Source organism: Phocaeicola sartorii JCM 17136 = DSM 21941 (genome assembly GCF_054653615.1).
In genome coordinates, this window is the sequence record NZ_BAAIFW010000005.1 from 2,023,557 (window position 1) to 2,038,025 (window position 14,469).

Sequence of the window (14,469 nt, forward strand, 5' to 3'; positions counted from 1 at the left end):
TATTTCTATTGAGAAATTTTGTATGTCCAACCAAGTTCCTTATAATCTATTTTCCAAATGGTACAAGGATACCCAGAAGAAGATAGTTCCCGTTCAGGTTTTGGGGGTCACTTCACTTTTTTGACGTTATTTATTGGAGAACCGCCGTGTGGCGGCTTTCCTTGGGGTACACGTCAAAATTGGACGATAACATAAAAAAGAGGCTCCTATTAGGAATTTCCGGTTAGATTTTGTTCCTTTGTAGTACAATCGAAAAAATGATGAATCATGGAACAGCAGCAGTTGAAGAGATGCCCGATAGGGATACAGACTTTTGAGGAAATCATCAACAAGAATTACCTCTATATAGACAAGACGGAGTATATTTACCGGATGGCGAACGGTGCCTCCAAATATTGTTTCTTGAGCCGCCCCCGGCGGTTCGGCAAGTCGTTGCTTACCTCTACGCTGCACAGCTATTTTGCCGGGAAGAAAGACCTTTTTAAAGGGCTTGCCATCGAAAAGCAGGAAACCGAGTGGACGGAATATCCGGTGCTGCACTTTGATATGAGTCTGGCCAAACATCTGGACAAGGAGAAACTGAATGAATATTTGGCCTGGCGGTTGCAGGAATATAATGAGAAATATGGCCTGACGAAAAACAATGATGCGGAGGTTAACGTCCAGTTGGCAGACCTGATAAAGCGTGTCTATGAGCAGACCGGCCGCCAGGTCGTAGTCCTTATTGACGAATATGACGCACCTTTGCTGGATGTGGTGCACGAGGATGAGAACCTTCCCGTCCTGCGCAATGTGATGCGTAATTTCTACAGCCCGCTGAAGGCGTGCGATCCTTATCTGCGTTTTGTTTTCCTGACCGGCATCACCAAGTTTTCCCAGCTCAGCATCTTCAGCGAGCTGAACAATATCTCGAATGTCAGTATGGACGAGCCATACGCTGCCATTTGTGGCATTACGGAGGAGGAGATGCTGGAACGGATGTCGGGACACATTGAATGTCTGGCAGGTGCGCTGGAGATGAGTAAAGAGGAAACCCTACTGAAACTGAAAGAGAAATATGACGGCTATCATTTCACTTGGCCTTCGCCGGATATTTATAATCCGTTCAGCCTGCTGAATGCCTTAGAAAGAAGGAGGATAGCCAATTACTGGTTTGGCAGCGGCACGCCCACCTATCTGATAGAGATGCTGCGCAAGTTCAAGGTGTCTCCGTCTGCTATCGGAATGAAGAAGGCGCTTTCAACCAGTTTTGATGCCCCTACTGAGCGTATGACAACTATCGTGCCTCTGCTTTATCAGAGCGGTTATATTACAATTAAAAACTATGATAAGTTGACTCAACTATATACACTGGATATCCCGAACGGTGAAATTAGGGTGGGGTTGATGCAAAGCCTTTTGCCTAACTATTTGGCTGGCGATTCGGATACGGGGCTGGCTACTATTGGGGAGATGTATGGTGCGATAGCTGGAGATGATATGGACGGAGCCTTGCGTCTGCTTCAGGAATTCCTTTCCACCGTCCCATATTGTGATAATACGAATTATGAGGGGCATTATCAGCAACTATTCTACATCATCTTTTCTTTGTTCGGGATGTATGTGGATGTGGAAGTCCGTACCCCGAAAGGGCGTGTGGACGTGGTGATGCGTACTACCCACGCTTTGTATGTCATTGAATTGAAGTTGGATAAAAGTGCTGATTCCGCTTTAGCCCAAATAAATCTGAAGAACTATCCCGAACGCTTTGCTCTTTGCGGACTTCCTGTGGTGAAGGTGGGAATAAACTTTGACTCGGAAAGTCACACTTTGAGTGATTGGATCATAGAGGGATAGATAATAATAGGTTCTGTCTGAATTCGGTGGAGGAACAGTTCATAACCGCTGATAAAATAAATTTATAAAGATAGAATATTTACTATAGGCTGTATGCGATAACGTATGCGGCCTTCCTTGTTTTTGTTGCTGGTAGCGGCCGGCATCCGTATAATGTATTGCAAGAACGACAGTCTTCGTGACTACCAGCAGGAGATGAAGCTCCGCCTCTTTGAAGAGTGGGAGCTTCACCAGAGTGTGATGGTACAGATGCCCACCGGTACGGGAAAGACGCATCTGCTGGCTGCCATAGTGAGGGAGTTCTTGTGTGGTTCCGGTATCCGGGTATGGATTGTGGCGCACCGCCGGGAACTGGTGGGGCAGATAGAGGAGACGGTTTCCCGTTATGGAATGGGGAGGGAGGACGGAAGGGTGAGGGTGATGTCCATCCAGTGGTTGTCACGAAACCGGAAGATTATGGACGGACAGCCGGATCTGATCGTCATTGACGAGGCGCATCATGCCCTGGCGGAAACCTACCGGGAGCTTTGGAAGAGATATCCGGAAGCGAGGAAACTGGGCATGACAGCTACTCCCTGCCGGCTGAACCGCAAGGGATTCACGGATTTGTTTGATACCCTGATTACCTCATGGAGCATTGCGGAATTTATCGGGAGGGGCTGGTTGTCGTCCTTTGACTATGTGTCCATCCGTGCGAACAGCAGGGAACAGCGGCTGGTTGACTCGTTGAAGAAGCGGGGTGCGGACGGGGATTACCAGGTGAAGGAAATGAATGCGGTGCTGAACCGGGAGACCGGTATCCGACAATTGTATGAGAGCGTCCGTCGATATGCCGCCGGGAAGAAAGGGATAGTCTATGCCGTGAGCATCGCACACGCCCGACAGATTGCGGCTTATTACAGCCTGCATGGCGTGGAGTCTGTTGCTATCGACAGCAGGACCCCCGCTCTGGAACGTAAGGAACTGGTAGAGGATTTCAGACGGGGCAGGATCAGCGTACTGGTCAATGTGGATATTTTTTCCGAAGGTTTCGACTGTCCCGATGTGGAGTTCGTGCAACTGGCACGTCCCACGCTTTCGCTGGCGAAATACCTGCAACAGGTGGGACGGGGGCTTCGGAAGTCGGATGATAAGGACTCGTGTGTGCTGATAGATAATGTGGGCTTGCACCGGATATTCGGTCTGCCTGTCCGTGACCGTGACTGGGAGGCGATGTTCGAGGGGCGGATGGCTGGAAATGCCCAGCCCCGGATACGGACGGAGAACAGCGGGCTGTCCGTGTCCGTTCCGCTGCCGGAGGATGGCAGGCGGAATGAAGAACTGGAGGTCGTGATGACACACGCCCGTCTGCTGGATGCTGTCCGGAACGGGGACTTGGTTTGTCTGGGAGAGGACGGTCCGGCCGGTGGGGAGCAACGGACGGCCTTGAAAGCCTGTCGTGACCGGCAGAGTGGTTTGTGGGGCTTGAGGTGCGGGAACAAAATCACCGTGCTCCCTCAATACCGGGAAGTGTTTGATCTTTGTGCGGACCGGGCTGCCGTCCGTTTTGAGGACGGCCGGGCAGGAGTGGTGGATGATTCCGGAACTCCCCTGATGGTGACAGACCGCTGCCGGAGGTTGAGGTTCCTGAAAGGGGAACTTCTTGCTGTCACCCGGGAGGACGGGAGCGACTGCTACACCGACTTGAGGACAAACAGGACTTACCGGGAGAGTCCGGTGGTCTTTTCATACGGCGGCATAGAGCTGCTGCGGGTGGGGGAGAGTTTCCATAGCCGCACGCGGAAGGCGTATGTCTCCATGTATGGCTTGCACAAGGACAGTCTCTGTTTTCATGGTTTCTACCTGAAGATACCGGATTACCGTGTTCCGAAGTCCTGCCGGCTGGTCGATCCTGTGTGGACTACCCTGTTTGATGTTTTCGCCTGTGTGCTGGCCGGTGATGACGAGGAGGTGTACTGGTGCTGCGGCCGTCTGGCGGACCGGAGCATCGTGGTGATGGACGGTGATGGGAACTATTATCATGTGGAGAAAGGCCGGGGGAAGCGGTATATAGCCTGCAATGTTCCTAAGGCGGGCGAGGCTGACTTTGCCTCTGTGATGGAAGATCTGATGGAGGAGGCCGGACGGCGTGCGGAGAGTGTACAGCGGGAACGGCAGCAGGACGAGGAGGAGAAAAGGCGGAAGAGACTGGATGAGATAAAAGATGTGCTTCCTTTCCGGATGGGGCTGAAGTGGGGGTTGAAATGGGGCGACCGCATCGTAGTGCCTCCCTGCTACCGGAATATCTGTGTTCCCGTGGGCGGTTATTGTGCTTTTGAAGGGAATGCCTGCCAGTGGGGAGTGATGGCGCTGGATGGAAAAGTGGTGGTGGAGGCCAGGTATCAGAAGGTGGAGATAGAAAAGGATGGGACGGTACATCTGACCATCATTCCGGGTAAGGTGAAGATAATCAAACTTTGACGGACATTAAATTGTCTGGATGGGTAAATTTCTGTATATCATAGTCTTTTGTTGGGGAAGCCAATTAGTCTAAAATGAAAAGAAGCGGTAGAATACCGCTTCTTGAGCCGAAACCCGGACTCGAACCGGGGACCTATTCATTACGAATGAATTGCTCTACCAACTGAGCCATTTCGGCAACTCCTTTTTCAAAAACGATGCAAATATATAGCTTTCTTTTGAAAAAGAGAAAACAAAAGCGGATAATTTTTATAAAATAATCCGCTTTTGTTGTTATTTCATTAGGAGTAGGCTTCCTCGTGTACCCCTTTCACAGCACGGCCGCTGGGATCGTTCATGTTCTTGAAGGCGGCATCCCACGCAAGAGCTTCAGCGGTAGAGCAGGCAACGCTGGGAACGCTCGGCACACTTTTCGCCGCACTTTCACTGGGGAAATGTTCTTCGAAGATGCTTCGGTAATAATACTCTTCCTTGTTCATCGGAGTATTGATGGGGAAACGCTCGGCAGCATGTGTCATTTGTTCGTCCGTGACGGCCTCGGCAGTCACGGCTTTCAGCGTATCAATCCAGCTATAGCCTACACCGTCGCTGAATTGTTCCTTTTGACGCCATGCCACACTTTCGGGCAACATATCGGCAAAGGCTTCACGGACTATTTTCTTTTCGATTGTGTTTCCGGTACACATCTTGGCCTTGGGATTCAGGCGCATGGCTATATCTAAAAAATCTTTGTCCAGGAATGGCACACGTCCTTCCACTCCCCATGCGGCCAGCGATTTATTGGCGCGGAGACAGTCGTATAAATGGAGTTTGCTCAGTTTGCGGACGGTTTCTTCGTGAAAAGCTTGGGCGGTAGGAGCTTTATGGAAATATAGATAGCCGCCGAACACTTCATCAGCGCCCTCACCACTCAGTACCATTTTGATTCCCATGCTTTTAATGACGCGTGCCAGCAAATACATTGGGGTAGACGCACGGACGGTGGTGACATCATACGTCTCAATGTAGTAAATAACGTCGCGAAGCGCATCCAGACCTTCCTGAAGGGTGTAATGGATTTCATGGTGGACAGTTCCGATAAAATCGGCTACTTCGCGGGCTTTTACCAGGTCGGGCGCACCTTCCAGACCGATGGCAAAAGAATGGAGCTGAGGCCACCAGGCGTCTTTCTTGTCATCGGTTTCGACACGTTTCTTGGAATATTTTTTGGCAATGGCAGAGATGACGGAACTGTCCAGACCGCCGGAAAGAAGTACGCCATAGGGCACATCACTCATCAGTTGGCGTTTTACAGCTTCTTCCAGTCCATCGTGTATATCCTGACAATAAGCACTATTGTTTTTTACGGCTTCGTATTCAAACCAGTCACGAACGTACCAACGGGTCATCTTGCCTTCTTTCCCCCAATAGTAATGACCGGGAAGAAAAGGTTCGTATGCATCGCAGAATCCTTCAAGAGCTTTCAGTTCGCTGGCACAATATATTTTTCCTTCTTTGTCCTTACCTATATATAAAGGTATGACACCGATGGGATCGCGGGCAATGAGGAAATCGTCTTTCTCTTCATCATAGAGGGCAAAGGCGAAGATGCCGTTCAAATTTTCCAAAAAGTGGATGCCTTTGTCTTTGTATAGGGCAAGAATGACTTCGCAGTCGCTTCCGGTTTGGAACTCATATTTTCCGGCGTATTTTGCACGGATATCCCGATGGTTGTAGATTTCTCCGTTTACGGCAAGGATTTGTTTCCGGTCGGGGCTGTATAGAGGCTGGCCTCCGCTTTGAGGGTCTACAATGGAGAGACGTTCGTGAGCCAGGATGGTAGAGCCGCCCACATAGATTCCACTCCAGTCTGGTCCGCGGTGACGGAGTTTCTGGGACATTTTCAAGGCTTTCCGGCGCAGTTCCTGTGTTTGTTGCTTGATGTTGAATATTCCGATGATTCCACACATAGTTGTATTTGTTTTTGTTGGTTAATATGGATTGCTTTTAGTGAGAAAACGGTCTATGTCCGTTGCTGCTTTCCGTCCACTGGCAATGGCACGTACCACCAGGCTGGCTCCGCTTGCGGCATCTCCCGCTACAAAGACATTTTCAGGAAATTCAGGTTGTTCGGGTTTTAAGAATCCCATTGCCAGAAGAACCAGATCGGTTTCAATCACTTCTACCTTTCCTGTGGGTTTCATGGTAGGGCGGCCACCATCGGGATTGGGGATCCATTCCACCTGTTCCACTTCTACACCGCAGACTTTACCGTTTTTGCCGAGAAACTTATGAGTGGCGAGGGACCACCGGCGGCTGCATCCTTCTTCGTGGGAAGAGGTGGTTTTCAGCACAAGGGGGAATTGGGGCCATGGAGTGGCTGGATTTTGTCCTACGGGCGGTTGGGGCATGATTTCGATTTGGGTGACGCTTACAGCACCTTGCCGGTTGCTGGTTCCGATGCAGTCGCTGCCGGTGTCACCTCCGCCGATGATTAGTACTTTCTTACCTTTGGCGGTAACCAATTGTTCTTTCGGGAACGTCATGCCGGCAAGGATACGGTTTTGTTGCGCCAGCATATCCAGTGCCAGGTGGATACCTTTCAGTTCGCGCCCGGGAACAGTCAGGTCACGCGCGGTCGGAGTTCCGGTACAGATGCAGTAGGCATCAAAACCTTCGGGGAGTTGCCGTACATCCATGTCGCTGTTCATTTTGAAAAGAATGCCCTCTTCTTCCATCACCCGGATACGGCGGTCGATGATGGGTTTGTGCAGCTTGAAGTTGGGGATACCGTAACGCAGCAGACCGCCGGGAGCCTCATTTTTGTCGAAGATGGTCACAGTGTAACCTTTTCCGTTGAGTTGGTTGGCAGCAGCCAGTCCTGCAGGTCCGGCGCCGATAATGGCTACTTTCCGTCCGTTGCGTTCGATGTGCCGGGGTTTGATATAACCTTCGCGGAAGGCTGCTTCGGCAATGGCCGCTTCATTCTCGCGGATGGTGACGGGGGAGTCCATGCTCAGTTTCAGCACACAGCTCTTCTCGCAGAGGGCGGGGCAGATACGGCCTGTGAACTCAGGAAAATCATTGGTTTCGTTCAATATCTTGTAGGCTTCTTCCCATTTGCCTTTGTAGAGGGCGTCCTGAAATTCGGGTTGCTTGTTGCCCAGCGGACAGGCCCAGTGGCAGAAAGGAACGCCGCAGTCCATGCAGCGTGAAGCTTGAAGTTTCCGGTCACGGCTGTTCAAGGTCTGTTCCACCTCACTATAGTCTGATATCCGGTCGTGAATGGGACGGTAGCCTGCTTCCTGACGCGGAATGGTTAAAAATGCTTTTGGATTTCCCATATTTTTGTTGTATTTCTTTGTTGATAATTTGTGTGATGTATTAATAATCTCTTTGTACATCAGCTATTTTTTGCTGTAGCTTGCGCATTTGTTCTTCTTGCAATACTCGTTTATATTCGATAGGTACTACTTGGATAAATTCATCCACATAGTGATTCCAGTCATCTAACATTGTTCGTGCCAGTTTGGAACCGGTATAGAGGTAATGCTGACGGATCAGCTCATGCAGTTCTTTTCGGTAAGATGCCTCCTCGATGAGAGAAAGCTCCACCATCTCCATGTTGCAGAAATAATCGAAGTTGTGGTTTTTGTCCCATACATAAGCCACACCGCCGCTCATTCCGGCAGCGAAATTCCGTCCGGTTTCCCCTAGTACCACGACTCGTCCTCCGGTCATATATTCGCAACAGTGGTCACCTACACCTTCTACCACGGCTGTCACTCCGGAATTGCGGACTGCGAAGCGTTCACCCACTCGTCCGTTGATATACACCTCACCATCGGTAGCGCCATACAGCAGGGTATTTCCGGCGATGGTATTCTTTTCCGCATCGAAATTGCTGCGCACGGGAGGCAGTACTGCAATGCGTCCGCCACTCAGTCCTTTGCCCAAGTAGTCATTTGCTTCACCTTCCAGCTTGAAACTGATACCGTGAGTCAGGAACGCACCGAAACTTTGTCCTGCCGAACCTTTGAATTTGATGTGGATGGTCTGTTCCGGAAGTCCTGCCTGTCCGTATTTCTTAGCAACTGCCCCTGCGAGCATGGCACCTGCCGAACGGTCTGTGTTGGCAATGGTGTATTCCAAAGAAATCTCTTTTCTGTTTTCTATGGCCTCCCGGGCGGCGGCCAGAATGGTAACGTCCTTTACATGGGCAATGTCGTGTTTCTGTTCCATGACATGGTGTATGGCAGCTCCGTTGTCCACTCTGTGCAATAGTTTACTGAAGTCCAGCAGCGAGGATTTTTTCTCACTTGGTGCTTGTTGTATTTCAATCAGGTCTGTCCGTCCAATGATATCCTCCAATCGGGTGAATCCCATTTCAGCCAGATATTCGCGCACTTCCTGTGCCAGAAAAGTGAAATAATTCACTACATATTTATAATGTCCGCGGAAACGTTTGCGCAGTTCGGGGTCTTGGGTGGCCACGCCTACGGGACAGGTGTTGGTGTGGCATTTGCGCATCATGACGCATCCCAGCACAATCAATGCGGTGGTACCGAAACCGAATTCTTCTGCACCTAGCAATGCCATATTGATAATGTCCCGTCCGGTTTTCAACTGTCCGTCCACTTGCAGTTTAACTTGTCCGCGGAGTCCGTTCAGTACCAATGTCTGTTGCGTTTCACTCAGCCCTATTTCGGGCGAGATACCTGCATACCGCATACTCGATGCAGGCGATGCGCCGGTTCCTCCTTCCGCTCCCGAGATGACAATCAGATCGGCTTTCGCTTTGGCCACGCCGGCAGCAATGGTTCCTACGCCGCTTTCGGCTACCAGTTTCACACTGATTCGTGCCTGTGGGTTTACGTTTTTCAGGTCGAATATCAATTGGGCCAAATCTTCGATGGAATAAATATCATGGTGGGGCGGAGGGGAAATCAGTGAGATGCCCGGAATGGAGTGGCGGGTTTTGGCAATTACCTCATCTACCTTGAATCCCGGTAATTGTCCTCCTTCTCCCGGCTTGGCGCCTTGGGCTACCTTTATTTGAATCTCTTCGGCATGAACCAGATATTCGGTGGTGACTCCGAAACGTCCCGACGCTATCTGCTTGGTCTTGCTGCATAGTGAGATACCTTCGTAAGTGCCGGTAATGCGGTCGCTGTCCTCACCCCCTTCACCTGTATTGCTGCGTGTACCCAGTTTGTTCATGGCCAGTGCCAGCGCCTCATGTGCTTCCTTGCTGATAGCACCGAAAGACATGGCTCCTGTCACGAAATGTTTCACGATGTTTTCTACCGGCTCCACCTTTTCAATATCAATAGGGTTTCGTTTGTGCCCGAAGAAGTCGCGCAGGAAGAGGGGGGAATCTTTTTCATCTACCATAGAGGTGAATTCCTTGAACTTTTTGTAGCTGCCTAGTCGGGTGGCTAGCTGTAGAGTGGAGATGGTTTCCGGATTCCAAGCATGCCGTTCTCCGTCTTTACGGAAGGAGAATAGTCCGTTGTGTGGTAAAATGTCGCTCACTTCTTTCGGGGAGAATCCGGTATCGTGCAGGGCGATGGCATCTTTGGCAACTTCTTCCAGACGAATACCTCCGATGCTTGATGTTTGTGTGCCGAAATAACTTCTCAATAATTCTTCACTGACCCCTACGGCTTCAAAAATCTTTGCGCCTCGATAGGAACGGATCGTAGAAATACCCATCTTGCTCATTATTTTGAACAAGCCTTTGCAGATAGCTTTGATATAATTCTTTTCGGCCGTTTCGTAATTCATCTGTACATCGCCTTTACTCACCAGTTCATCCAGTATGGCAAAGGCCATGTACGGATTGATGGCACTGGCCCCATATCCCAGTAACAGGGCGGCGTGCATCACTTCGCGAATCTCACCGCTTTCTACAATCAATGCGGTTTGTACGCGCTTTTGAACAGAGATGAGGTGATGGTGGACGGCGCTTACCGCCAGCAGGGACGGGATGGCGGCATGAGCCGCATCAACGGAACGGTCGCTCAGAATGATATAGTTTACCCCGTCGGTTACGGATTGCTCGGCCTGCTTGCACAAATTACTCAGCGCTTCCTGTAGTCCGGCTTTTCCTTTGCTCACCTCGAATAGGATGGGGAGTTTCACGGTATTGAATCCTTTATATCGGATATTGCAGAGAATGTCCAGTTGGGTGTTATTTAGTACGGGATGGGGCAAACGTACCATTTTGCAATGGCTTTCGCTGGGTACTAGGATATTCATTCCTACGGCGCCGATGTATTCGGTGAGCGACATGACTAATTCTTCACGGATAGGGTCGATAGCCGGATTGGTAACCTGTGCGAATTGTTGGCGGAAGTAGTTGAATAATAACTGCGGTTTGTCCGAGAGAACTGCCAGCGGCGTGTCGTTACCCATAGAGGCGACAGGTTCGGCCCCTGTGTTACACATTGGTATGAGGGTGCGTTCTATATCTTCACGCGAGAAGCCGAAGGTGCGTAACATACGGTCATAACCGGCTATCCGGTTGTCTATCTTGCGCCCGCTTTTCAAAGTATCGAGTTCGATGCGGTTGGTAGACAGCCAGGTACGATAAGGACGGGCCGATGCCAATTGTTCTTTCAGTTCCCCGTCATAATATATTTTACCCTGTTCAGTGTCAATCATCAGTATTTTTCCCGGTTGCAGACGCCCTTTTTCTTTAATCTCTCCCGGTTCGAAATCCATCACACCTACCTCACTGGCCACTACCATCATGTCATTGTTGGTGATGAGGTAGCGGGCAGGGCGTAGACCGTTGCGGTCCAACATTCCTCCGGCAAAGCGTCCGTCACTGAACAATAGGGCGGCAGGTCCGTCCCAAGGTTCCATCAGGATGGAATGATATTCGTAAAACGCTTTCAACTCTTCACTGATCGGGTTTTTATCATTGAATGATTCGGGAACCAGCATTGCCATGGCATGAGGCAGACTCAATCCCGACATCACAAAAAATTCAAGTACATTGTCCAGTGAGGCACTGTCGCTCATACCCGGCTGAATAATGGGACGGATGGCTTTGATATCCCTCAATGCCGGGGAGGAGAGGACACTTTCGCGTGCCTCCATCCATCCTCGGTTGCCACGGATGGTATTGATTTCACCATTATGCGCCAACAGACGGAAAGGCTGTGCCAGACTCCATGTAGGGAATGTGTTGGTGCTGAAGCGTGAGTGTACCAATGCCAGTCCACTGGTAAAATAAGGTTGTGTCAAGTCCGGGAAGTACTCGCGCACCTGCATGGACGAAAGCATCCCTTTATATATAATGTTTTTGCCCGATAGTGAAACGATATAGAAATCTTTATGCCGGACACGTTTTTCAATCTTTTTACGGATAATATAGAGAGTACGTTCCAAGTTTTCCACATCTGTCACTCCGGTGATAAACACTTGTTTGATATCCGGTTCGGTGGCTCGTGCGTCTTTGCCTAAGCAATCGGGATTGGTGGGTACATTGCGCAGGTGCATCAGTGTCAGTCCTTCGCGTTCTATTTCCTCAATCATAATACTTAGGATACCGGCCTGCTCTTTTTCATCTTTGGGCAGAAACACTAGTCCGGTTCCGTATTTCCCTTTCTCGGGTACGGGGATGCCTTGCAAAAGGATGAATTCGTGGGGGATTTGTAGCATAATTCCAGCGCCGTCGCCGGTTTTGTTGTCAGCTCCTTCCGCACCGCGATGGCGCATATTCTCCAATACCTTTAATGCGGAGTCTACCAGTTCATGTGATTTATTGCCATGAATGTTGACTACCATACCTACACCACAAGCATCATGTTCGTTGGTTGCATTGTAAAGACCATTTTGTTCTCTTTTTACCATTATAACTGTCTTTAGTTTGTGATAACGTTGATTTGTATTTCAATTTATTTGCAAAGGTAGAAAATTTATTTCTTTTTGTTATAGGATAAGTGGCTTGTGTTAATAAAAAGATGTTCTTCTACTTTCGATGCTTACACATTGTCTGTTCTGCCTGCTGATTGCTTTTAGATTGTAACAGGATTTAGTGGATTTACTTTAATAATGTAAGATCTCATATTTATTAAAAAAATGAATAAAATATTTCTTTTCGATTTGTATTCTTTACTTTTTGTCACTTTCGTCAATTATTTATGGTTTTTTATTGCATTTATGTTAATTGATATTTGTATCTTTGCAGCCGAATCAGAACATATATTTATTGAATTATGTGTGGAATAGTAGGCTACATTGGAAAACGAGATGCTTACCCTGTCCTCATAAAAGGCCTGAGGCGGTTGGAATACCGGGGCTATGATAGCGCAGGAGTCGCATTGATTGATAAAAAAAGGAGGTTGAACGTCTATAAGACGAAAGGAAAGGTCTCGGATCTGGAGGCTTTTGTTTCCCCAAAAGACGTTTCCGGTACAATTGGTATTGCCCACACCCGATGGGCTACTCACGGGGAGCCTTGTCAGGCTAACGCCCATCCTCATTTTTCCTCTTCCGAAAATCTTGCTCTTATCCACAATGGTATTATTGAAAACTACGCTACCCTGAAAGAAAAACTACAAAGAAAGGGGGTCATCTTCAAAAGTAGTACAGATACCGAAGTTCTCGTCCAGTTGATTGAATTTTTCCAGCTTTCCAACCATTTAGATTTACTTACTGCCGTTCAGCTGGCTCTGCATGAAGTGATTGGCGCATACGCCATAGCGGTGCTCGACAAGAATAATCCCGATGAGATTATTGCAGCTCGTAAAAGCAGTCCGTTGGTGGTAGGGATAGGAACGGATGAATTCTTTTTGGCTTCGGATGCTACTCCGATTGTAGAGTATACGGATAAAGTGGTGTATCTGCAAGATGGGGAGATAGCGGTGATTCGCAGAGGCAAGACACTGGAAGTCGTCAATTTGGACAACGTGCTTCAAAATCCCGAAGTACGTACGGTGGAAATGAATCTGGGACAATTGGAGAAAGGGGGATACCCGCATTTCATGTTGAAGGAGATATTCGAACAACCCGATTGTATTAACGACTGTATGCGTGGACGCATCAATGCGGACGGTGATAAAGTAGTACTGTCGGCGGTAATTGATCATAAGGAACGCCTGCTCAAGGCCCGTCGCTTTGTAATTGTGGCTTGCGGAACTTCGTGGCATGCCGGATTGATAGGAAAACAACTGATAGAAAGTTTCTGCCGTATTCCGGTAGAAGTGGAATATGCCTCCGAGTTCCGCTATCGTGATCCGGTGATTCATGAAGACGATGTGGTAATAGCCATCTCGCAATCGGGCGAGACGGCTGATACACTGGCTGCCATAGAACTGGCGAAAGAGAAAGGAGCTTTTATCTATGGTATATGCAATGCGGTAGGTTCATCCATTCCGCGCATCACAGATACCGGTTCTTATATTCATGTAGGACCGGAGATAGGAGTGGCGTCCACCAAGGCATTTACCGGACAGGTAACCGTGCTTACCATGCTGGCGCTGACGCTGGCAAAAGAGAAAGGGAGTATGACAGATGAGAAATACCTGGAAGTGATCCGGGAATTGACTGTGATTCCGGCTAAAATAAAAAAGATACTGATCAGTAATCCTAAAATAGCGGAACTGTCGCGTATTTTCACCTATGCACATAATTTCCTCTATTTGGGACGGGGCTACAGTTTCCCGGTAGCTTTGGAAGGTGCGTTAAAGTTGAAGGAGATATCTTATATTCACGCTGAAGGCTATCCCGCAGCCGAGATGAAACATGGGCCTATCGCATTGATTGATGCCGAAATGCCTGTTGTTGTGATAGCTACGCATAATGCGATGTATGAAAAGATAATGAGTAACATACAGGAAATCAAGGCACGGAAGGGAAAAGTAATCGCTTTGGTCACAGAAGGGGATACGGTGGTCAGCAAGCTGGCCGATGATTGCATTGAATTGCCCGAAACATTAGAGTGCCTCGAACCGTTGATAGCTACGATCCCCTTGCAGTTATTGGCCTACCATGTAGCCATTTGCAAAGGGAAGAATGTGGATCAGCCACGAAATCTGGCGAAATCGGTAACAGTGGAATAGAAGGCGATGCTGCCGGAGATTATGCAGGAAGTTCCCGGACGTTTTTGGCATAACTCTTGAAAAATGTGCCGTAAGTTTGAAAAAAACAACAGAAGATCTTGTCACACCCTTGGGATGTTTT

The 14,469-nt window shown here is 48.9% G+C and carries 6 protein-coding genes and 1 tRNA gene; 3 read left to right on the forward strand and 4 right to left on the reverse strand.

All coding sequences use genetic code 11. The annotated features are described in order from the left end of the window. Positions 1–267 precede the first annotated feature (267 nt). Together ACYQ0C_RS08500 and ACYQ0C_RS08505 are read left to right on the forward strand one after the other, a co-directional pair. Entirely contained in the window at positions 268–1,836 is a 1,569-nt protein-coding gene (locus tag ACYQ0C_RS08500) for an ATP-binding protein (RefSeq protein ID WP_175271137.1), read from the forward strand. 105 nt (positions 1,837–1,941) lie between these two features. Then, positions 1,942–4,296, forward strand: coding sequence for a DEAD/DEAH box helicase (locus ACYQ0C_RS08505; protein ID WP_175271136.1), 2,355 nt, complete (start codon positions 1,942–1,944; stop codon positions 4,294–4,296). A 105-nt stretch (positions 4,297–4,401) separates the two neighbouring features. Here the strand turns inward: ACYQ0C_RS08505 and ACYQ0C_RS08510 are convergent. The 4 genes from ACYQ0C_RS08510 to gltB all read right to left on the reverse strand — a co-directional run bounded on the left by ACYQ0C_RS08510 (position 4,402) and on the right by gltB (position 12,138). Beyond that, positions 4,402–4,474, reverse strand: a tRNA-Thr gene (locus ACYQ0C_RS08510). Between the two features lie 103 nt (positions 4,475–4,577). Next, entirely contained in the window at positions 4,578–6,245 is a 1,668-nt protein-coding gene (gene asnB, locus ACYQ0C_RS08515) for an asparagine synthase B (RefSeq protein ID WP_016276361.1), read from the reverse strand. A 21-nt stretch (positions 6,246–6,266) separates the two neighbouring features. Beyond that, entirely contained in the window at positions 6,267–7,619 is a 1,353-nt protein-coding gene (locus ACYQ0C_RS08520; RefSeq protein ID WP_025077016.1) for a glutamate synthase subunit beta, read from the reverse strand. Between the two features lie 40 nt (positions 7,620–7,659). After that, positions 7,660–12,138: a glutamate synthase large subunit gene (gltB, locus tag ACYQ0C_RS08525; RefSeq protein ID WP_016276363.1), complete on the reverse strand. Its 4,479-nt coding sequence runs from the start codon at positions 12,136–12,138 to the stop codon at positions 7,660–7,662. A gap of 365 nt (positions 12,139–12,503) precedes the next feature. On the opposite strand from gltB, the gene glmS reads away from it, so the two are divergent. Then, positions 12,504–14,348, forward strand: a complete 1,845-nt coding sequence (glmS, locus tag ACYQ0C_RS08530; protein WP_016276365.1) for a glutamine--fructose-6-phosphate transaminase (isomerizing) — start codon at positions 12,504–12,506, stop codon at positions 14,346–14,348. Positions 14,349–14,469 lie beyond the last annotated feature (121 nt).